This window comes from Oxalobacteraceae sp. CFBP 8761 (assembly GCA_014841595.1).
Lineage (GTDB): Bacteria > Pseudomonadota > Gammaproteobacteria > Burkholderiales > Burkholderiaceae_D > Telluria.
Map to the genome: position 1 here is coordinate 1 of JACYUE010000004.1, position 19,584 is coordinate 19,584.

At 63.8% G+C, this 19,584-nt stretch carries 19 protein-coding genes; 7 read left to right on the forward strand and 12 right to left on the reverse strand.

Annotated elements, in window-relative coordinates:
- Window positions 1–313: 313 nt before the first annotated feature.
- The 6 genes from IFU00_19600 to apaG all read right to left on the reverse strand — a co-directional run bounded on the left by IFU00_19600 (window position 314) and on the right by apaG (window position 5,842).
- Window positions 314–1,852 carry a phospholipase D family protein gene (locus tag IFU00_19600; GenBank protein MBD8544485.1) on the reverse strand — a complete coding sequence of 513 codons (1,539 nt, stop codon included), beginning with the start codon at window positions 1,850–1,852 and terminating at the stop codon, window positions 314–316.
- A gap of 3 nt (window positions 1,853–1,855) precedes the next feature.
- Window positions 1,856–2,632 carry an enoyl-CoA hydratase gene (locus tag IFU00_19605; protein MBD8544486.1) on the reverse strand — a complete coding sequence of 259 codons (777 nt, stop codon included), beginning with the start codon at window positions 2,630–2,632 and terminating at the stop codon, window positions 1,856–1,858.
- 102 nt (window positions 2,633–2,734) lie between these two features.
- On the reverse strand, window positions 2,735–3,547 hold the full coding sequence (locus IFU00_19610) for a DUF2145 domain-containing protein (GenBank protein MBD8544487.1): 813 nt from the start codon (window positions 3,545–3,547) through the stop codon (window positions 2,735–2,737).
- 1 nt (window position 3,548) lies between these two features.
- Complete coding sequence (locus tag IFU00_19615) at window positions 3,549–3,992, reverse strand: hypothetical protein (GenBank protein MBD8544488.1); 444 nt, start codon at window positions 3,990–3,992, stop codon at window positions 3,549–3,551.
- A 125-nt stretch (window positions 3,993–4,117) separates the two neighbouring features.
- Complete coding sequence (locus IFU00_19620) at window positions 4,118–5,320, reverse strand: murein transglycosylase A (protein ID MBD8544489.1); 1,203 nt, start codon at window positions 5,318–5,320, stop codon at window positions 4,118–4,120.
- A gap of 147 nt (window positions 5,321–5,467) precedes the next feature.
- A complete protein-coding gene (gene apaG / locus IFU00_19625) occupies window positions 5,468–5,842 on the reverse strand; it encodes a Co2+/Mg2+ efflux protein ApaG (protein MBD8544490.1) in 375 nt (124 codons plus the stop codon).
- Window positions 5,843–6,034: 192 nt separating this feature from the next.
- Here apaG and rpe point away from each other — a divergent pair, with 192 nt between their 5' ends.
- From rpe to trpC, 6 genes are all read left to right on the forward strand, one after another.
- Window positions 6,035–6,706, forward strand: a complete 672-nt coding sequence (rpe, locus tag IFU00_19630; GenBank protein ID MBD8544491.1) for a ribulose-phosphate 3-epimerase — start codon at window positions 6,035–6,037, stop codon at window positions 6,704–6,706.
- Complete coding sequence (gene gph, locus IFU00_19635; GenBank protein MBD8544492.1) at window positions 6,706–7,413, forward strand: phosphoglycolate phosphatase; 708 nt, start codon at window positions 6,706–6,708, stop codon at window positions 7,411–7,413. Before rpe ends, gph begins: the two co-directional genes overlap by 1 nt.
- A 199-nt stretch (window positions 7,414–7,612) precedes the next feature.
- On the forward strand, window positions 7,613–9,109 hold the full coding sequence (locus IFU00_19640; protein ID MBD8544493.1) for an anthranilate synthase component I: 1,497 nt from the start codon (window positions 7,613–7,615) through the stop codon (window positions 9,107–9,109).
- A gap of 1 nt (window position 9,110) precedes the next feature.
- Window positions 9,111–9,674 (forward strand): aminodeoxychorismate/anthranilate synthase component II, encoded by a 564-nt coding sequence (locus IFU00_19645; protein ID MBD8544494.1) that lies wholly within the window; start codon window positions 9,111–9,113, stop codon window positions 9,672–9,674.
- A 68-nt stretch (window positions 9,675–9,742) separates the two neighbouring features.
- Window positions 9,743–10,780: an anthranilate phosphoribosyltransferase gene (gene trpD / locus IFU00_19650; protein MBD8544495.1), complete on the forward strand. Its 1,038-nt coding sequence runs from the start codon at window positions 9,743–9,745 to the stop codon at window positions 10,778–10,780.
- A gap of 16 nt (window positions 10,781–10,796) precedes the next feature.
- The gene (gene trpC, locus IFU00_19655; protein ID MBD8544496.1) at window positions 10,797–11,597 is read left to right on the forward strand and encodes an indole-3-glycerol phosphate synthase TrpC; all 801 of its coding nucleotides are present in this window, start codon (window positions 10,797–10,799) and stop codon (window positions 11,595–11,597) included.
- A 12-nt stretch (window positions 11,598–11,609) separates the two neighbouring features.
- Here the strand turns inward: trpC and IFU00_19660 are convergent, their stop codons facing one another.
- Both IFU00_19660 and IFU00_19665 read right to left on the reverse strand, forming a co-directional pair.
- Window positions 11,610–12,074, reverse strand: coding sequence for a MerC domain-containing protein (locus tag IFU00_19660; protein MBD8544497.1), 465 nt, complete (start codon window positions 12,072–12,074; stop codon window positions 11,610–11,612).
- Between the two features lie 154 nt (window positions 12,075–12,228).
- A complete protein-coding gene (locus tag IFU00_19665; protein ID MBD8544498.1) occupies window positions 12,229–14,337 on the reverse strand; it encodes a TonB-dependent receptor in 2,109 nt (702 codons plus the stop codon).
- Window positions 14,338–14,499: 162 nt separating this feature from the next.
- Between IFU00_19665 and IFU00_19670 the strand changes: the two genes are divergently transcribed.
- A complete protein-coding gene (locus IFU00_19670) occupies window positions 14,500–14,880 on the forward strand; it encodes a transcriptional repressor (GenBank protein MBD8544499.1) in 381 nt (126 codons plus the stop codon).
- Window positions 14,881–14,922: 42 nt separating this feature from the next.
- Here IFU00_19670 and IFU00_19675 read toward each other — a convergent pair whose 3' ends face one another.
- The 4 genes from IFU00_19675 to IFU00_19690 all read right to left on the reverse strand — a co-directional run bounded on the left by IFU00_19675 (window position 14,923) and on the right by IFU00_19690 (window position 19,567).
- A complete protein-coding gene (locus tag IFU00_19675) occupies window positions 14,923–16,248 on the reverse strand; it encodes an amidohydrolase (protein MBD8544500.1) in 1,326 nt (441 codons plus the stop codon).
- A gap of 92 nt (window positions 16,249–16,340) precedes the next feature.
- Window positions 16,341–18,173, reverse strand: a complete 1,833-nt coding sequence (locus tag IFU00_19680) for a M61 family metallopeptidase (protein MBD8544501.1) — start codon at window positions 18,171–18,173, stop codon at window positions 16,341–16,343.
- A gap of 51 nt (window positions 18,174–18,224) precedes the next feature.
- The gene (locus tag IFU00_19685) at window positions 18,225–18,827 is read right to left on the reverse strand and encodes a nucleotidyltransferase family protein (protein ID MBD8544502.1); all 603 of its coding nucleotides are present in this window, start codon (window positions 18,825–18,827) and stop codon (window positions 18,225–18,227) included.
- Between the two features lie 5 nt (window positions 18,828–18,832).
- A complete protein-coding gene (locus tag IFU00_19690; protein MBD8544503.1) occupies window positions 18,833–19,567 on the reverse strand; it encodes a DsbC family protein in 735 nt (244 codons plus the stop codon).
- Between the last annotated feature and the right edge of the window lie 17 nt (window positions 19,568–19,584).

The following is a 19,584-nucleotide window of genomic DNA, read 5'->3' on the forward strand; positions in this document are numbered from 1 at the left end:
TCAAAGACCGAAGTCTTTGGCACCTTCATCAAACGCCCACACTTATCGACTGTTAATTTTTAAAGAACTTTATTCGGTACTGCCTTGCCGCATGGTGCGAATCGTTTTGTTCGCTGCAGCAGAGAAGAGAGATTATGCTGCAATCCTACAATCTCGTCAACCCCTTCTTTTCGCTTCACCTCAGATTTCTCTGTAGACCTTGCTCTCGTAACCACTTGATTACGTTAACATTTTCGGTCAGTGCCGAAGCGGAGGCGAACTATACCAAACCTGTCGTGCAGTCCGCAAGGGACTACAAAGAAAAGATTTTGTCCTACAAGAGCCAGTCGATCGGCAGCCAGCCCAGGCCATGTACCGCAGCCCTCTTCCACCAGGTCGTTCCAGGCTCGACGTCGTGCCGGATGATCTTGCCGTCGCGGCCTTCGAGCCAGTAGACATTGCCCTTCTCATCCAGCAGCACTTCATAGGCGCGCATCGGCAGGGTCTCGTCCAGCGTCTTACTCAGGCGATCGGCCAGCTCGACGCTGTCGATCACCATCCCCATTTCGGTATTCAAATGAATCGAGCGCTGGTCGAAGTTGAACGAGCCAACGAAGATCCGGTTGCCGTCCACGCCAAATGTCTTGGCATGCAGGCTCGCATCCGAACTGCCAAAGCCGGCGCCACTGCGCTTCTTCTTGCGGGATGGCTCATCGGTCGATGCACGACGCAATTCATACAGCGCCACACCCGCCTCCAGCAGCGGTTTGCGCCACTTGGCATAGCCCGCATGGACGGCGGAAACGTCGGTCGCCTCGAGCGAATTGGTGAGCACCCGGATTTTTGCGCCCTTCCTGGCCATCTCGATCATTGCGGCCACCCCATCCTTGCCCGGCACGAAGTACGGCGACACGAGGTCCAGATTGCGTTCCGGCTGACCGAACAGCACCGCGAGCCTGGCCGCAATATTCTCATCCGGCGAAGACTGGTCCAGTACCTTGGCCGGATCGTCGCTCAGGAAGCGCGCATGCGCCCATTCCAGCGGCAGCGTCCCGCTCATGACCTTGTTCAAGAATGCGGATTGGCCGATCGCATCCAGATAGGCTTTGGTTTCGGCATCGACCGTGGCTGGCGGCGGCACCTTGGCCTCCCTCACCATCAGCGTCAGCGGATAGGCGGACGGGCAGTTCCAATACAGGTCGAAATCCGCGGAAACTTCTTTTACCACCGGACCGGTAGCGATCACGTCGAGGTCGGCAAACGAGATATCGCCCGCTGCGCCAAAATACTCGTCGCCCACATTCCGGCCGCCGATGATCGTGGCCTTGTTATCGGCGGTGAACGATTTATTGTGCATGCGCCGGTTCATGCGCCAGAAATCGGCGACCATGCCGAGCGGGCGCATCGAGCGGATACCGTTCGGATTGAACAGCCGCACTTCGATCTGTGGATGGGCGTCGAGCTGGGCCAAGATCGCATCCAGACCACCCGTATTGTTATCGTCCAGCAGCAGGCGCACCCGCACGCCACGGTCCGCCGCCTTGCGCAAGGCGTTGAACATCAGCATGCCAGTCGTGTCGTTGCGCCAGATATAGTACTGAACGTCCAGACTACGATCGGCTGCCTGCGCCAGCACGGCGCGCGCGGCGAACGCGTCGCGCCCATCAGGCAGGCTGTGAATGCCGACCAGGCCGGGATGCGCCGTGGTCAGCGGCAACAGCGCCTGGCCGAGCCGAGTGTTGTCGGTATCGGTCAGGGCCGTGCTGGCAACGCGGCCTTCGAGTGGTGGCAGCGTTGAGCAACTCGACAGCGTCAATGCGCCTGCAAGCAGCGCCGTTGGCAAGAGCAGCCATAATTTGGCGCGCTTCTTCATGGTTCAATGTCCTTCGAAATCAGGTTTGCGCTTTCCAAGGAATGCCGACATGCCTTCTTTCTGCGCAGGGGTGCCGAAACCGGCATGGAAGTAGCGACGCTCGTAGGCCACGCCCTGGCTCAGCGTCATCTCATACGCCTGGTTGACGCAATCTTTGATCTGCATGGCAACCGACACGGGCATGTCGGCAATACCCTGGGCGATCTTGATTGCCTCGTCCATCACATCGGCCGCCGGGTACACGCGCGAGACCAGTCCGGTACGCTCCGCCTCGGCGGCATCGATCATGCGCGTGGTGAGCAGCATGTCCATCGCTTTCGACTTGGAAATGGCGCGCGGCAGGCGCTGGGTGCCACCGGCGCCCGGCGTCACGCCGACCTTGATCTCGGGCTGGCCGAACTTCGCGCTGTCGGCAGCGATCAGGAAGTCGCACATCATCGCCAGCTCACAACCACCACCCAGGCAATAGCCCGAAACCACGCCGATAACCGGCTTGCGGATGTCGAGGATGTGTTCCCAGTTACGGCCAATATAGTTATTGCCGTAGGTTTCCTGGTAATCGTACTGCGCCATGGCGGCGATATCAGCGCCGGCAGCGAAGGCTTTCTCGCTGCCCGTCAACACGATGACGTTGATCGCCGGATCCTGGTCGAACGCGCGCAGCGCCTTGCCCAGCTCGTTCATCATATTGTCGTTGAGCGCATTCATCGCCTTCGGACGGTTCAGCCGTACCACGGCGACCTTGCCGTGGTTCTCGATCAACAGGTCAGCATATTCCATGGGCACCCTCATCTGGTTGGATAGTATCGTCGCGATTGTAGCGCTTTCCGTGTACGTCAAGTAGAGCGAGCCGCTCGGTCGACATGAATGCGATGCCGCTCATCACGGCCCCGCCGGCGGCAGCACGACCTGTAGTTCCGGACAGCCCATGGCCTGGCAACCATTGGGCAATGTCCGCAACCAAGTCACCATCGACTCCACCGAGACGGTCTGGATCCTGCCCTTCCAGCGCAAGCTGGAAGGATGGTCGTCAAACGCAATATTCGCCTTCGAGATCCGTGCGCCCAGGCGCGTCATCGTGCCCAACGCCAGCTCGGTTGGCTGGTAACCGTTCGCCGCGAGCCAGGTCTGCGCCGTGGTGCGGGTCGTTGCCGCGCCCTCGGGCGCGATGGCGTACGCCAGCATTTCCAGCACCCAGCCATTCGAATTCTGATAGCGCGTGCTGAACGGATAGGCAGCCAGGCTGTAGTGCGGCTCGTGGTAGTCGCGCGCCTTGTTGCCAAGCAGTGCGTTCTTGAGCCGGGCCTGGACGGCGGACGCCAGGCGCCAGATCCCGGCCTGATAACGCACTGGTGCGTCAGAGAAGAAATTGATCAACCCTTCGTCGTACAGGGCCGACGTCGCCGTGCCACACGTATTGAGTTTGTGCACCACCGACCAGGCGCCGGCTGGATGCGTGCGCACGGCGAACGCCGCGTGCGAATAGGTCAGCCGGTAGGCCGACAGATCCTGCCCCACGCGCGCGATCAGGACGACTTCGTCGCCGATGCCTTCGAGCGCCGTGCGCGTGAGATCGGCCATCTGCATGCTTCGGACCAATAGCTCTGGAGAAGCGACCTGCTCCTCGCAAGGGGTTCCAGCCACAGCCGTCGACGCCGTCAACACCAGTGCGGCCGCAGCAACGGCGCGGCGCATCCTAGCTGCGCGGGCGTGAGTGGGCCATGCCGGTGCCTGGTTCGGCCAGCAGAGCGATGGTCGCCTTGCCTTTCTTGACAGCATAGCCAGCCTTGCCGACGGCTTCGATATCGATCCGGTCACCAGTCTTGAGTGCTTCGTTCTGCACGATCCGGGTCTGGATCGCCATATCGATTTTCAACTGCTGGTCGTCGCTGCGTAGTTCCAGCGCACTCTTGTCGCCCTCGGGCCGGACCGCCGCGACGCTCCAGCGTTTGGAGACGTCGATTGCAGCCTGCGAGCCTTCTGCCACTTTCTTTGCGCTCAGATAGACCACACTGAACGGCACCAGCAGCACGATGCTGCCGACCGACAGTACGGTATCGGAAGGGCCGGGCGCGGCGGCCTGGCTGGGCGCGGCGATGGTAGCGGCAAGGGTAATGGCAAGGAGGGAATGCAGACGCATGGATAGAACCTGTCAAAAATGAAAGCACCACCACGTCACCGCGCCTCGCCATAGCGAAAAATTGCAACGTGGAAATTGAATCAAAAGTCAGAGTAGCCCGATTCCCCCATTAATGCAACGAAGGTTCACTTCGGCAACAACACCCACATCGTCCCGCGCTGCTTCATGAGTCCGGCATTTTCCGTCGCTTCCGACCCGAAGCCGAAGAAGAAATCGGCCCGCACCGCGCCGCGAATTGCTCCGCCCACATCCTGCCCCATCACCAGACGCTGCAGGGGCGCGCCATCCTTCGGCATGGTCGTCGACAGCCACACAGGCGCGCCCAGTGGCAGGATGGTGCGGTCGATGGCAATCGAGCGACCTGGCGTGAGCGGCACATTGAGCGCGCCACGCGGCCCGACGCCCGGGTCGGCCACCTTGGTCTCCGTGAAGAAGATATAGCTCGGGTTCACATTCAACAGTTCCTGGCGCCGCGACGGATTCGCCGCAATCCAGGCCCGGATCGACTGCGCAGACACCTGATCCGGCGTCATGAGCCCCTGCTCCACGAACCAGCGCCCGATTGCTTTGTAGGGGTGGCCGTTCTGGTCGGCATAGCCCACGCGCACGGTCTCACCGGTATCGAGCTTGACGCGGCCCGACCCCTGCACTTCCAGAAAGAACGCATCCACCGGATCGCTCACCCACAGCAACTCTTTGCCACTCAATGGCGCGCGGTCGATGTCGGCGCGGCTCTGGTACGGAATCACGGTCTTGCCGGACAGCCGCCCACGCAGGCGCCGGTTCTGCAAATCCGGATAGATACTGCCCAGGTCGACCGTGACCAAATCGTCCGGCACCCGGTACAGCGGCGTCTGGAACGCCCCGCCCCGCTTGCGCGCGCCATACAGCATCGCTTCGTAATAGCCGGTGATCAGCCCGGTATCGGCGCCATCCGGATTGCGTACCTGATTCGGCACGAACCAAGTCTCGAAGAAACGGCGCACGGCTGCGACGTCTTTGGCATCCACCCCGCCGGCCGCCGCGCACGGCGTCTTCCACGGCGCCTGGCGCGACGCCAGCACGCTGCATGATTGCAGGAAGGCCGGCCAGGCCTGACGCACGTCGTCCTGTTGCCAGCCCGGCAATGCAGTAAAGGTAGTCGGCGTGAGGGACGCGACCGGCGCTGGCGGCTGAACCGGCGGCGGCACTACCACCGGCCCGACCGGCGGCGGCATCGTGACCGGCGGCGGCGCGGAGGGCGCCGTGGGCTTCGGTTCGGTCGAACAGGCACTCAGCAGGCTGACGAGCGCGATCAGGACGGGTACACTGCGGCGTATTGTATACATGGGAACCATGGGGACCGATATGTGGATCTTGATGGTGGAAGCCGGCGTCGCGCTGTTCCTGTTTGTGTTCATCGTCTGGTGGACCATGTTCGCCGGCCGCAAAGACAGCGACCGGGACGACGGCGACGACACCCCCGCCCAGTAGGGTCAGTGCAGGGAGCGCGGCGGCGACAGCACGAATTCGGGAATGGTCGCCTCGAAGCGGTGGCCATCCTCGGCCACGCAGAAGTATTCGCCGCGCATCGAGCCCTGCGCGGTGCCCAGGTGCGTGCCACTCGTGTACTCGAACTGCTCGCCCGGCGCCAGCAACGGCTGGTGGCCGACGACGCCCAGCCCTTTGACTTCTTGCATCTGGTTATTGGCGTCGAGAATCACCCAATGACGGGAAATGAGCTGGGCAGTAATGCTGCCGGTGTTCTTGATCGTGATCGTGTAGCTGAACACGAACTGGCTCCGGTCCGGGTCGGACTGCTCCGCCAGGTATTGCGTTCTGACGGTGACAGCGAAATCGTAGGCGGGCATCGAGGTTCCTTGCGTGATCGTGGACTCGGCCGCTGCGCCATTCGCAGGGGCCGGCGCGCCATGTGGCGCAAATAACAATCATACCGCCTGTGGCCGCCAAGCGCCGACGCGCCATGGCAGCGTCGCCGCTGGAGGCCGCGGCACGACCGGCGTAGAATAGCGGATTCCCATCAAAACACGCACCGTCGCCCCATGACCACCTACCGCATCGCTCCCAGCATCCTGTCCGCCGATTTCGCCCGCCTGGGCGAAGAAGTGCGCAATGTCGTTGCCGCCGGCGCCGACATCATCCACTTCGACGTGATGGACAACCATTATGTCCCGAACCTGACCATCGGCCCGCTCGTCTGCCAGGCGATCCGCCCGCACGTGGACGTGCCAATCGACGTGCACCTGATGGTCAAGCCGGTCGACCGCATCATTCCCGATTTCGCCAAGGCCGGCGCCAACATCATCACCTTCCACCCGGAAGCATCGGAACACATCGACCGCACGCTGCAGCTGATCCGCGATCACGGTTGCAAGGCGGGCCTGGTCTTCAATCCGGGCACGCCGATGCACTACCTCGAGCACGTGATGGACAAGATCGACATGATTCTGATCATGTCGGTCAATCCGGGCTTCGGCGGCCAGTCGTTCATCCCCGAAGCACTCAAGAAAATCGCCATCGCGCGCCGCCTGATCGACGAATCGGGCCGCGACATCCTGCTCGAAGTCGACGGCGGCATCAAGGCCGAGAACATCGCCGCAGCTGCAGCCGCTGGCGCCGACACGTTCGTGGCCGGCTCGGCCATCTTCGGCAAGCCTGACTACAAAGCCGTGATCGACGCCATGCGCGCCGAACTGGCCACGGTCGCGCGCTGATGCGGGCCGGCGCAGCAGGTATCCGGGCCGTCATCATCGACCTCGATGGCACCATGCTCGACACGGTGCCCGACTTCGAGGCGGCGCTGAACGGCATGCGCCACGACCTCGGCCTGGCGCCCATCAGCCAGGCCATCATCAAGCCGCTGGTCGGCAAGGGCTCCGAAAAACTGGTGCGCGACGCGCTGCTGCTCGACTGGGATGCCGCGCGGGTCGATGCGGCGTACACCGACGCGATGGCCGGCTACCAGCGGCACTACCTGGCCATCAATGGCGACCGCAGCACGCTGTATGACGGTGTGCTGGACGGCCTGGCGGCGATGCAGGCGCTGGGCCTGCGTCTGGTGTGCGTGACCAACAAGCCAATTGCATTCGCACTGCCGCTGCTGGCCCAGAAAGGCCTCGCGCCGTATTTCGAGCACGTGTTCGGCGGCGACTCGTTCGCCAAGAAGAAACCAGACGCCATGCCGATGCTGGGCGCCTGCGCGGCGCTGGATATTCCGCCAGCGCAGGTGGTGGCGATTGGCGACTCGTCGAACGATGCCGAAAGCGCCCGCGCCGCCGGCTGTTTCGTACTCACGGTCCCGTACGGCTACAACCACGGCCGTCCTGTACAAGAAATTCAATCCGATGGTATAGTGGATTCGCTGCTGGATGCAGCACGCCGCATCGGCGCGCACAATGCAACGGCCAGCCTAACCAACTAACTTCTCTCACCATGTTTTTCACCAAAAAACTCACTGTCAACCAAACCGGCGCCCCTGAGGCCTGGGTCTGGCGACGCTGGCAATCTTGGGCTGACTAAGCCGTACCGATTGCTGCCGGGTGTGCGTGCGACTGCACGCCACCGGCGGGTTTTTTGAAGCACACCACCGCCCTCTTCCCCCGTGGCGGTCCGGAGAAAACATGACCGAACTCGAATTCAAGTCCCTGGCAAACCAGGGCTACAACCGCATCCCCCTGATCGCGGAAGCCTTCGCCGACCTCGAAACGCCGCTGACGCTGTACCTCAAGCTGGCGCAATCGCAGAACACCGGCAAGAACACCTTCCTGCTCGAATCGGTGGTGGGCGGCGAACGCTTTGGCCGCTACTCGTTCATCGGCCTGCCGGCCCACACGCTGCTGCGCACGACCGGCAACCTGACTGAGATCGTGAAAAACGGCGAAGTCATCGAATCGCACGAAGGCAATCCGCTCGACTTCATCGAGCAATTCCAAGCCCGCTTCAAGGTGGCGCTGCGCCCTGGCCTGCCGCGTTTTTGCGGCGGCCTGGCCGGCTACTTCGGCTACGACACGGTGCGCCACATCGAGCACAAGCTGGCCGCGACCACCCCGCGCGATGAACTGGGCCTGCCCGACATCCAGCTGATGGTGACCGAAGAACTGGCGGTGATCGACAACCTGTCGGGCAAGCTGTACCTGATCGTGTACGCCGAACCGGGTCAGCCCGAAGCGTATTCGCGCGGCCGCCAGCGCCTGAAAGACCTGCGCATGATGCTGCGCCGGAGTGTCGATGCGCCGGTCACGTCGGCCTCGGTGCGGACCGAATCGGTGCGCGACTTCAGCAAAGAGGATTACCTGAAGGCCGTCGCCAAAGCCCACGAATACGTGATGGCCGGTGACCTGATGCAGGTGCAGATCGGCCAGCGCATCCGCAAGCCGTATGTCGATTCGCCGCTGTCGCTGTATCGCTCGCTGCGTTCGCTGAACCCGTCGCCGTACATGTACTACTACAACTTCGGCGACATGCAGATCGTCGGCTCGTCGCCCGAAATTTTGGTGCGCAACGAGACGCTGCCCGAGGGCGGCCGCAAGGTCACGCTGCGCCCGATCGCCGGCACGCGCGGACGCGGCGCCACGCCGGAACGCGACGCCGCGCTGGCCGCCGAACTGCTGGCCGATCCGAAGGAAGTGGCCGAACACGTGATGCTGATCGACCTGGCGCGCAACGATATCGGCCGCATCGCCGATACCGGCAGCGTCAAGGTCACCGACCGCATGGTCATCGAAAAATACTCGCACGTGCAGCACATCGTCTCGAACGTCGAGGGCAAGCTGAAAGACGGCATGTCGAACCTGGACGTGCTGCGCGCGACCTTCCCGGCCGGCACCCTGACCGGCGCGCCGAAGGTGCGGGCGATGGAAGTGATTGATGAACTCGAGCCCGTGAAGCGCGGCATCTACGGCGGCGCCTGCGGCTACCTGAGCTTTGGCGGCGAGATGGACGTGGCGATCGCGATCCGCACCGGCGTGATCAAGGACGGCAACCTGTACGTGCAGGCCGCCGCCGGCATCGTCGCCGATTCGATCCCCGAGATGGAATGGCAAGAGACCGAACACAAGGCGCGCGCCGTACTGCGCGCGGCCGAGCAAGTGCAAGATGGCCTGGATGGAGAGTTCTGACATGCTGCTCATGATCGACAACTACGACTCGTTCACCTACAACATCGTGCAGTATTTCGGCGAACTGGGTGAAGACGTGCGCACCGTGCGCAACGATGAAATCACGCTCGAAGAGATCGCGGCCATGAAGCCCGACCGCATCTGCATCTCGCCGGGCCCGAAGGCGCCAAAGGATGCCGGCATCTCGCTCGACGTGCTGCGCGAATTCGGCGGCAAGCTGCCAATCCTGGGCGTGTGCCTCGGCCACCAGGCCATCGGCGAAGCATTTGGCGGCAAGGTCATTCGCGCCAAGCAGGTCATGCACGGAAAAACGTCGACCATCGCGCACATCGGCGAAGGCGTGTTCCAGGACCTGCCGAGCCCCTACACCGTGATCCGCTACCATTCGCTGGCGATCGAGCGCGCTTCACTGCCGGCCTGTCTCGAAGTAACGGCATGGACCGACGACGGCGAGATCATGGGCGTGCGCCACAAGACGTTCGACATCGAGGGCGTGCAGTTCCACCCCGAGTCGATCCTGTCCGAGCACGGCCACGCGCTGCTGAAGAACTTCCTGACGCGCTGATGCGCCCATGCATGCGCGCCGCATCCGGCGGCGCCATGCCCAAACCACGTTTGCACACTGGACCCATCATGGCGATCACCCCACAAGAAGCGCTGCTGCGCTGTATCGAACACCGCGAAATCTTCCACGACGAGATGCTGTCGCTGTTCCGCCAGATCATGTCGGGCACGATGTCGCCGACCATGGTCGCGGCGCTGACCGTCGGCCTGCGCGTTAAAAAAGAAACCATCGGCGAAATCACCGCCGCCGCGCAAGTGATGCGCGAGTTCTCGACCAAGGTGCCGATGGCCGACACCACCGGCCTGCTCGACATCGTCGGCACCGGCGGCGATGGCGCCAACACCTTCAATATCTCCAGCGCGGCGATGTTCGTCGCTGCTGCTGCCGGTGCGCGTGTGGCCAAGCACGGCGGCCGCAGCGTCTCGTCGTCGTCCGGCAGCGCCGACCTGATCGAAGCATTCGGCGCCCACATCGACCTGACGCCCGAGCAGATCGCACAATCGATCGCGCAGACCGGCATCGGCTTCATGTTCGCACCGAACCACCACGCGGCGATGAAGCACGTGGCGCCGGTGCGGCGCGAGCTGGGCGTGCGCAGCATCTTCAATATCCTGGGCCCGCTGACCAATCCAGCCGGCGCGCCAAACATCCTGATGGGCGTATTCCACCCCGACCTGGTCGGCATCCAGGTGCGCGTGCTGCAGCGCCTCGGCGCCCAGCATGCGGTCGTGGTCTGGGGCCGCGACAATATGGACGAAGTCTCGCTCGGTGCCGGCACCATCGTCGGTGAACTGGTCAACGGCGAGATCCGCGAATACGAAATCCATCCGGAAGACTTCGGCCTGCAAATGGTCTCGAGCCGCAACCTGAAAGTGGCCAACGCCGAAGAATCCAAGGAACGCGTGCTCGAAGCCCTGCGCGGCGAGCCCGGTCCGGCGCACGACATCGTCGCGCTCAACGCCGGCACCGCGCTGTACGCCGCCGGCGTGGCCGACTCGATCGGCGCAGGCCTGGAGCAGGCGCGCGCCGCCATCGCCTCGGGCGCGGCGGTCGCCAAGCTCGAACAGTTCGTCCAGGTCACGCGCCAGCTCGGCGCGGCCAACTGATACCGAAAGCACCAGCATGTCCGACATCCTCGACAAGATCCTGGCCGTAAAGGCCGACGAAGTGGCCGCTGCGCGCAAGCACCGCGATCTGTACAGCCTGCGTAATGAGGTGGAAAGCGATGGCGACGCGCGCCGCAGCCTGCGCGGCTTCGAGCAGGCGTTGCGCGCGAAAATCGCCGCAGGCCAGGCCGGCGTGATCGCCGAAGTCAAGAAAGCCTCACCATCGAAAGGCGTGCTGCGCGCCGACTTCCAGCCGGCCGCGATCGCGCAGAGCTACGCCGAACATGGCGCGGCATGCCTGTCGGTGCTGACCGACGTGAACTTCTTCCAAGGTTGCGCCGACTATCTGCGCCAGGCGCGCGCCGCCTGCGCGCTGCCGATCCTGCGCAAGGATTTCATGGTCGATCTGTACCAGGTCTATGAAGCACGCGCGATGGGCGCCGATGCGATCCTGCTGATCGTGGCAGCGCTCGACCAGGGCCTGATGGCCGAACTGGAAGCCTGCGCGCTGGAGCTGGGGATGGATGTGCTGGTCGAAGTGCACGACGGCGCAGAACTCGACGCCGCACTGCAACTGCGTACGCCGCTGGTGGGCATCAACAACCGCAACCTGCGCACGTTCGATGTCACGCTCGACACCACGCTCGGCCTGCTGGCAGCGATTCCGCCAGAGCGCCTGGTGGTGACCGAATCGGGCATCCTCGGCCCGCAGGATGTACAGCGCATGCGCGACGCCAACGTGCACGCGTTCCTCGTTGGCGAAGCCTTCATGCGCGCTGAAAACCCGGGTCAGGAACTGGCGCGCCTGTTTGCCTGAAACGTTGAACGCTTAACGCACATTGCACGGCGCAGGCGCCGCGTGGCAGCCGTCATGCTGCGTACGCGTCGTGCAGCGCTTGCAGAAACGGCGGTTGCGCAGGTGCGCGTAGAGCAGCATGAAACCGCTGAGGACAGCGACGGCTGCTTCGGCATGCTCGCCCAGCAGCGGGCTGACGATGAACACTGCCGCCAGAAACAGCGCCAGGCCCGCGCAGCCGATCAGCAGCGTTGTCTTGTCACGGTGCCGCAGATAGCCGGGCACCAGCGCCAGCAGCACCGGCAGCGTGATCGCTGCGATCAGTGTGTCGTGGAAGGTGTCGTGTGCGTGCGCGAGCCCCAGCATCGGAAACGCCAGGATCACGAGCGGCATCGTCAGGCAATGCAGCAGGCACAGGACGGATGCCGTCATGCCAGCGATATCGCCGAATTTGATCAGTGCAGTTTTGGTCAGAGCGTTCTTGCCTGGGTGGTTCATAGCCCTGTTCCCATCATCATTAGAATATAATGATAACCCATTATCGTTAGCGATTCAACGCGCATGATGAATCGTGCATGCGATATCAGGCCCCAAACGACAAACGGCGCACGGCAAAATCTGCCGTGCGCCGCTGTGGGCCTTGCGGTCAACGTCAGAACATCACGCGAATCCCTGCCGTGATATTGCGGCCGGTCAGCGGCGCCGCATTCTTGATGAACGACGTGTGGCTGAACGCCAGCTCGTCGGTCAGGTTGTTCAGGCGTGCATAGAACTGCGTCGGCACGCCGCCGATGCGGGTCGAGTAGTGGGTGCCGACATTGAGCATGTTGTAGCCGCCCGTTTCGGTCTCGTACTCGGCCAGCTTGTCCTGCTTGCCGACACGGTACAACTCCACCATGCCGTGCCAGCCGTTCCAGTCGCCATCGAACTTCACGCCGATGCGGCTGGCCGGGATACGCGGCAGGTTGCGGCTGCCGTCGCCACCATCGAAGCGGGCGCGCACGTAGTCGCCGAACACCGTGGCACTCAGGTTGGACGACAGCTTCTGGCGGATTTCGCCTTCCACGCCGGTGAACAGCGCGTCGCGCTGCGTGTACTGCACCAGCTGGAAGCCGTCCTGGCTATCCAGCGTGCGCGCATAGATGTAGTTGTCGACCTTGTTGCGGAACGCGCTCACCGAGAACGTCGTGTCGCCGTCAAACTTGCGCAGCGTGAGGTCGACGTTGTTCGAGGTTTCCTTGTCCAGGTCCTGGTTACCGATCTCGTAGGTGGACGTGGCCAGGTGGGCGCCGTCCGCATACAGTTCCTCGGCGGTCGGCAGGCGATGGCTGCGCGAGAGCGACGTGCCCAGCGAATAGCCCGGCGTGAGCTTCCACACCGCGCCGACCGATGCCGACGTGCCGCGGGCATCGGTGTTCAGCAGGCCCGGTGCATCGACCTCGATATCCTGCCACTCGTGGCGCAGGCCAGCCTCGAAGCGCCAGTCCTGCAGCTTGTATTCCTCGGTCAGGAAAGCCGCATGCTTTTTGGTGAGGGTCGGCGGCACGTACGCTTCCTCGCCCAGCGCCGAGAAATCGCGGCGCGTGGTCTGCAGGCCGAACACGCCGCGCACGCCGGCAATCGGTGCGTGCACCGCCTCAAGGCGGGCATCGATGCCCTTGTTGCGGAACGAGGTCGAGACCACGTTCTCTTCCAGCTCGTCGTGAACGTACTCGGTGAACGAGGCGCGCATGCGCACACGCTCGATGCCGGTCACCGGATTGCGGTACTCGCCGCGCACGTCCCAGCGCTCGCTGTCGAGTTTCACAACCGGCACGTCACTGTGCTCGTGTTCATGCTCATTTTCGTCACCATGCCCTTCTTCGTCGTGGTCATGGCCCTCTTCTTCTTCATGGCCGCCGCAGTGCAGCTGGACACCATGCGGATGGCAGCCTTCGAATTCGTGGTTATGGCCAGGGATGCCGTATTCGGTGCGCTCTTTCGTGAAGGCGGCGCCGAGATAGCCGTTCTTGCCGATCCACGACAGACCGACGGTGCCGGTCTCGCCTTCCTTGTAGCTGCCCAGCACGCGGCGGCCGTCGACCCAGTCCTTGCCGACGCGGTAGTCGCCCGCATCGCGCTTGACGCCTTCCAGGTGCAGCGCGACGTTGCTGCCGGCGGCCGTGGTGAATTCGAACGCGCCCGTCTTTTCGCGCGCGGCCGAATTGGCGCGGATTTCGGCACTGCCTTCCAGGCCGTTTTCCGGCATCACGGTCGGCACCTTGCGGTCCATGATGTTGACGACGCCGCCCACCGCGCCACCACCGTAGGCCAGCGCCGACGGGCCGCGCAGCACTTCGATGCGTTCTGCCAGCACAGGTTCGAAGGCGACAGCGTGATCGGGGCTGATGGTCGAGGCATCCTGGATCTCCGCGCCGTCCGACAGGATTTTCACGCGCGGGCCATCCATGCCGCGGATCACCGGGCGGCTGGCGCCGGCGCCGAAGTGGCTCGACGTGATGCCCGGCTGGTGGGCCAGCGTTTCGCCCAGCGTCGATTCGCGTGCGCGCACCAGTTCAGCGCCGCCGAGCGACGTCACCGGCGTGATCATGTCGTCGTGCACCACGCCCAGCGCGCTGGCCGACACCACCACGGTCGGCACGCTGTCCGGATCGGTCGCCATGCGGCCCGTCGTCGTCTGGGCATGGACAGCCAGCGGCGCGCCGAAGGCCAGCATCAGCGCCAGAGTGGGTGGCGTGCGCTTGCAGGTGAAATGCGACATGGTGAAATCCTTGGTGATGAGATGAACGGCGGTGGCTAGTCACCGGGCGCGGACGCGTCTAGTGATAAGCCATTATCATTAACGTCGAGATGATAGGCCATTATCAATAAGGATTCAAGCCCCTTCTGGCCGAAGGGTCGCGCTTTCAGGTATTCTTCGGCTATGCAACGCAATACACGCCAAAAATCAGCCATCCTGCACGCGATCGAGCATGCACGCCGCCCACTGTCGCCACAAGAGATCCTGGCCGAAGCCAGCCAGGCCGTCAGCCAGATCGGCATGGCCACGATCTACCGCAACCTCAAGTCGCTGGTGGACGACGGCGCGCTGAAGGTCGTCACACTGCCGGGCGACGGCGCCCGCTACGAATCGACCAGCGTGGCCGAGCACCACCATCACCACTTCCAGTGCACCAACTGCCAGCGCGTGTTCGACGTGCACGCGTGCCCGGGCGACATCGACCACATGGCCCCGAAAGGCTTCAGCGTCGAGCGCCACGAACTCACGCTGTACGGCCGCTGCGCCGATTGCATCAACGCCTGACGCCAACAGCAGCGCGGCCCGTCGAGGGCCGCGTCATCTTTCTTATTTACCCAGCACGTTCAGCATCGCCAGCGTCATCGCCTGGGCGCTCGTCTTGATCGACGGCTCCGGCACCGGCGCGTAGAACGGCGAGTGGTTGAAGGCGATCGGCTTGCCGCCGGCCTGTTCGGCTGCGGCGACATCCTTCGGGTCATACACGCCGGTAAAGAAGAACATCGACGGCACGCCTTCGTTCGCGTACAGCGAAAAGTCTTCGCTGGCCGTCATGGCCGGCATGCGATGGGCCTTGTCGGCGCCGAACGCTTCCTTGAACACCACTTCAGTCTTGTTGACCAGCTCCGTGCTGTTGACGATCGCCTGACCGCCACCGCCGATCAGCATCTCGGGCTTCGGTGCGCCGGCCATTGCGGCCGACCCTTCCGCCACACGGCGCACGCCCTCGAGCAGCTTGGCCCGTACCTGCGGGCTGTATGAGCGGATGGTGCCGCGCACCTGCACGCTGTCGGGGATGATGTTGCCCACCGTGCCGCCCTGGATCGAACCGATCGTGACGACGCCGAATTCCTTCGGGTCTTTCTCGCGGCTGACGACCGTCTGCACATCGACGACAAAGCGCGCCGCGATCGCGATCGGATCGACGGTCTTGTCGGGCGCCGAACCATGGCCGCCACGGCCCTTGAAGGTGATCTCGAGCGAATCGGAATTGGATGACACCGGGCCGTCGTTGTAGCCGATCGTGCCATACGCCAGCGGCCACGAATGCAGCGCGAATGCGTAATCCGGTTTCGGGAAGCGCTTGAACAGGCCGTCGTCCAGCATCGCCTTGGCACCGGACACGATCTCTTCAGCCGGCTGGCCGATGAACACGAGCGTGCCCTTCCACTGTCCTTTCAGTTCGACCAGCGTGCGCGCGGTGGCGAGCCAGCTGGTCATGTGGATGTCGTGGCCACAGCTGTGCGTCACGAAACTGTCGCGACCTTCGCTGGTGGCGCGGGCGCGGCTGGCGTACGGCAAGCCGGTTTTTTCTTCCATCGGCAAGCCATCCATGTCGGTGCGCACCAGGACCGTGGGGCCGGCGCCGTTCTTGAGCACCGCGACGATGCCGGTCTTGCCGACCTTCTCGGTGACGGTGAAGCCGAGTTTGCGCATCTCGGCGGCCAGCTTGCCGGCGGTACGCACTTCCTGGAAGGCGATCTCGGGATGCGCGTGCAAGTCCTTGTAGATCGTGTCGAGCCACGGATACATGGCGTCCACGCGCGTGACGACATCGTTCTTGAGCGGCGCGGCCGGTTGGGCCAGGGCGGAGGTTGCGGACAGTGCCAGGAGCGGCGCACAGGCTGCGGCGGCGATGCGGGTCAGGATCGACATGGGCTCTTGCGGTCGTGTTGAACAGACCACAACGATAGCATGCTGCAATGCGATATGGTACGGGCGGCGGGTCGTGCCGCCGCCCGCCTCGGCTAGACGGCGCTCGGCCGCTTGAGCGCTGCCGGCTTGCGCCCTGCCACTGCCTGCGACAGCGTGATGATCGGCACCCGGTCGCCCTGCAGCGTGACATCGAACGCCATCAGTTCATCGCGCCGGAACGCGTGCACCGGCACCCGGTCGCCGACGCGATAGCGCGCCAGCAGCGCATCGACATTCGACGGATTGCCGTTCACGCGCAGTCCGTCAATGGCGATGACCACGTCGAGCGCTGACAAGCCGGCGAGGTGCGCGGCGCCGCCTTCGTGCACCTGCGTGAGCTTGGCGCCCAGCGGATCGCGCCCGATGCCGGCGTCGAGCGACGCCTTGCCGGTCTTGCGTTCGTCGACCAGCTTGACGCCGAACGGCGCGTACAGCTTGGCCAGCGGCAGATCTTCGACGCCGCGCACATAGCGCTCGAACAGGTTCCTCAGTTTCAGGCCGCTGACTTCATCGAACAGCGCTTCGACTTCGTGCTCGGTCACGCCGCGCCCGACGCCCGGATAGAAGTCGCGCCCGTAACGCTCCCACAGCGCCAGCATCACGTCGTCGAGCGACTTTGCGCCGCCCGTCTTGGCGCGGATCGTCAGGTCGAACGCCAGCGCAATCAGCGAACCCTTGGTGTAGTAGCTGATGATCGCATTGGGCGAGTTCTCGTCCTGGCGGTAGTACTTGCTCCAGGCGTCGAAGCTCGACTCGGCCACGCTCTGCTTCAGGCGCCCGCTGCCGCGCAGCACGCCGCACACCGTCTTGGCCTGCAATTTGAAATACGTCGTTTCGCCGATGATCCCGGCGCGCACCAGCATCAGGTCGTCGTAGTAGCTGGTGAAGCCCTCGAACAACCACAGGAGCGGCGTGTAGTTCTCGACCTGCAGGTCGTACGGCGCGAACACGGCTGGCTTGATGCGCTTGACGTTCCAGGTATGGAAGTACTCGTGGCTGCACAGGCCCAAAAACTGCAGATAGCCTTCGCCCGGCTCGCCGGTTTTTTGGTTTGCGGTAGTGGGCAGATCGGCGCGCGCGCAGATCAGCGCAGTCGAAGCGCGGTGTTCCAGACCGCCGTAACCGTCGCCCACGGCCATCGTCATGAACACGTAGCGCTCGAGCGGCGCGCGTTTGGTCAGTGGTTCGAAGAACGCGATCTGGGTTTCGCAGATGGCTTTCAAGTCGGCCTGCAGGCGCGCCATGTCCAGGTTCGGCACGCGGCCGGTGATGACGATGTCGTGCGGGATGCCGTGCGCCTCGAAGGTTGCGAGCTCGAAGTTGCCCATCTCGACCGGGTGGTCGATCAGCTCATCGTAGTTGGCCGCGCCGTAGGTGCCAAAGCCGTAGCGCTTCGCGCCCGCTTCTTTCATCGAGGTCGCCACGCGCCATGTTTTGGCGGCCGCATCGACCGGCCGCTGGATGTCGACCTGGTGCGCCGTCGCCTCTTGCCCCACCACGCGCAGGAACACGCTGGTGCCGTTGAAGAAGCCATGGGTCTGGTCCAGGTGCGCGGCGCGCACCGACAGGTCCCAGGCATACACCTCGTAGTGCAGCGTCAGCGGGCCGGCGCCAGCGCCGTTGCATGGTGCTGCGCGCCACGTGTGCTTGTCGAGTTTTGTCAGTGCTACCGCGGCCCCGGCCTGCTCGGCGCGGATGCGCACGATATTGCGCGCGAACTCGCGGATCATGTAGCTGCCCGGGATCCAGGCCGGCAGGGCGAAGGTCTGCCCGTCAGGATCCGGATTTGCCACCGTCAGCGTGACGTTGAACAGGTGACCGGCCAGGTCCCGCGGGACGATGGTGTAGAAAATTGCGCTCTGTTTTTTTTGCGATGGCTTTTTCATGATCTGGGGTTGGTCTCGGGTCGCACCGTATGGACAATAGTGTAAGCGGATTCAGTCAGGCAGATCGCCCTGGGTATCGATGTCGCGCAGGATGCCGGGGTCGGGCACGGCGATCGTGGTCACCGGGCTGCTCGTGAGCAGGCGGCGCGCACCCTGGTCGCCGTCCAGCGCCAGCAAGGCGGCGTGATGGATCGCGCCAAACGCGACCGGATTGCCACGGCGACCATCGAACAGCGGCGCCGCGATCCCGGCGCCATCGTCAACCGCATGGACCAGCGCCTGCAGCGTGGCTTCAGTCACGAACGGCATGTCGCCCAGCGCCACCAGCCAGCCGCCAGCGCCCTGCGCAGGGAGCGGCGCATGGCGGATCGCATGCGCCAGCGACAGGCCCATGCCGCTGTCGGCATCCGCGCACACCGTAACGGTGCAGCCCAGCGCGCGCAGCGCATCGGCCACGCCACCATCGCGTGGTGGCACCACCGCCACCACGCGCGGCAGCACCGCCAGCAATGTGCGCGCACTGGCCACGACGACGAAGTCGCCGCCCGGCAAACGCTGGAGCAGCTTGTTGCGCACGCCGGCCGGATCGAAACGCCGGCCGCGCCCTGCGGCCAGCAGGATGCCGGTGAGCGTACTGCTGTCGCGCGGCGGCACGCCGGTTACTTCCCGGCCTTGCCTTCGAGCGAATCGAACTTGCCTTCGAGCGCCTTGAGGTCGATCGCGCCCGGAATGCGCGAGCCGTCGGCGAAGAAGATCGCCGGCGTGCCCGTGATGCGCAGCTTCTGGCCCAGCGCGAGAACCTTCTCGTTCGGCGATTCGCACGCGGCGGGCGTGGCCGGCGGTACTTTACCGGCGATCATCCAGTCGTCCCAGGCCTTGTTGCGGTCGGACGCGCACCAGATGTTCTTCGACTTCACCGACGAATCCTCGGACAGGATGTTGTACATAAAGGTGTAGATCGTGACGTTGTCGATGTCCTTGAGCGTGGTCTGGCGCAGGCGCTTGCAGTAGCCGCAGTTCGGATCCTCGAACACTGCGATCACGCGCTTGCCGTTGCCCTTGACCTGCTTGAGCGCCATCTCGAGCGGCAGGTCGGAGAACTTGATCTTGTTGACTTCATCGATGCGTTCGCGCGTCAGGTTGCGCGAGCTTTTCACGTCGTACACCTGGCCGATGACGAGGTACTCGCCCTTCTTGTCGGTGTACAGGATATCGCCCGCGACGCGCACTTCGTACAGGCCCGAATACGGGGTTTCCTTGACCGACTCGATCTTCGCGCCGCTCAGGCGTGGCTCGAGCGCCTTCTTGATGGTCGATTCGACGTTGGTCTGCGCATCGACGCACGATGCGAGAAGGCCAGTCGCCAGCAGGACGGCGATCTTCATTTTAAGCATGCTTGTATTCCTCAGCG

Coding starts and splice junctions, on each gene's coding strand:
- IFU00_19600 (MBD8544485.1), bottom strand. CDS start 1,852: ATGAAGAAGCGCGCCAAATTATGGCTGCTCTTGCCAACGGCGCTGCTT.
- IFU00_19605 (MBD8544486.1), bottom strand. CDS start 2,632: ATGGAATATGCTGACCTGTTGATCGAGAACCACGGCAAGGTCGCCGTG.
- IFU00_19610 (MBD8544487.1), bottom strand. CDS start 3,547: ATGCGCCGCGCCGTTGCTGCGGCCGCACTGGTGTTGACGGCGTCGACG.
- IFU00_19615 (MBD8544488.1), bottom strand. CDS start 3,992: ATGCGTCTGCATTCCCTCCTTGCCATTACCCTTGCCGCTACCATCGCC.
- IFU00_19620 (MBD8544489.1), bottom strand. CDS start 5,320: ATGTATACAATACGCCGCAGTGTACCCGTCCTGATCGCGCTCGTCAGC.
- apaG (MBD8544490.1), bottom strand. CDS start 5,842: ATGCCCGCCTACGATTTCGCTGTCACCGTCAGAACGCAATACCTGGCG.
- rpe (MBD8544491.1), top strand. CDS start 6,035: ATGACCACCTACCGCATCGCTCCCAGCATCCTGTCCGCCGATTTCGCC.
- gph (MBD8544492.1), top strand. CDS start 6,706: ATGCGGGCCGGCGCAGCAGGTATCCGGGCCGTCATCATCGACCTCGAT.
- IFU00_19640 (MBD8544493.1), top strand. CDS start 7,613: ATGACCGAACTCGAATTCAAGTCCCTGGCAAACCAGGGCTACAACCGC.
- IFU00_19645 (MBD8544494.1), top strand. CDS start 9,111: ATGCTGCTCATGATCGACAACTACGACTCGTTCACCTACAACATCGTG.
- trpD (MBD8544495.1), top strand. CDS start 9,743: ATGGCGATCACCCCACAAGAAGCGCTGCTGCGCTGTATCGAACACCGC.
- trpC (MBD8544496.1), top strand. CDS start 10,797: ATGTCCGACATCCTCGACAAGATCCTGGCCGTAAAGGCCGACGAAGTG.
- IFU00_19660 (MBD8544497.1), bottom strand. CDS start 12,074: ATGAACCACCCAGGCAAGAACGCTCTGACCAAAACTGCACTGATCAAA.
- IFU00_19665 (MBD8544498.1), bottom strand. CDS start 14,337: ATGTCGCATTTCACCTGCAAGCGCACGCCACCCACTCTGGCGCTGATG.
- IFU00_19670 (MBD8544499.1), top strand. CDS start 14,500: ATGCAACGCAATACACGCCAAAAATCAGCCATCCTGCACGCGATCGAG.
- IFU00_19675 (MBD8544500.1), bottom strand. CDS start 16,248: ATGTCGATCCTGACCCGCATCGCCGCCGCAGCCTGTGCGCCGCTCCTG.
- IFU00_19680 (MBD8544501.1), bottom strand. CDS start 18,173: ATGAAAAAGCCATCGCAAAAAAAACAGAGCGCAATTTTCTACACCATC.
- IFU00_19690 (MBD8544503.1), bottom strand. CDS start 19,567: ATGCTTAAAATGAAGATCGCCGTCCTGCTGGCGACTGGCCTTCTCGCA.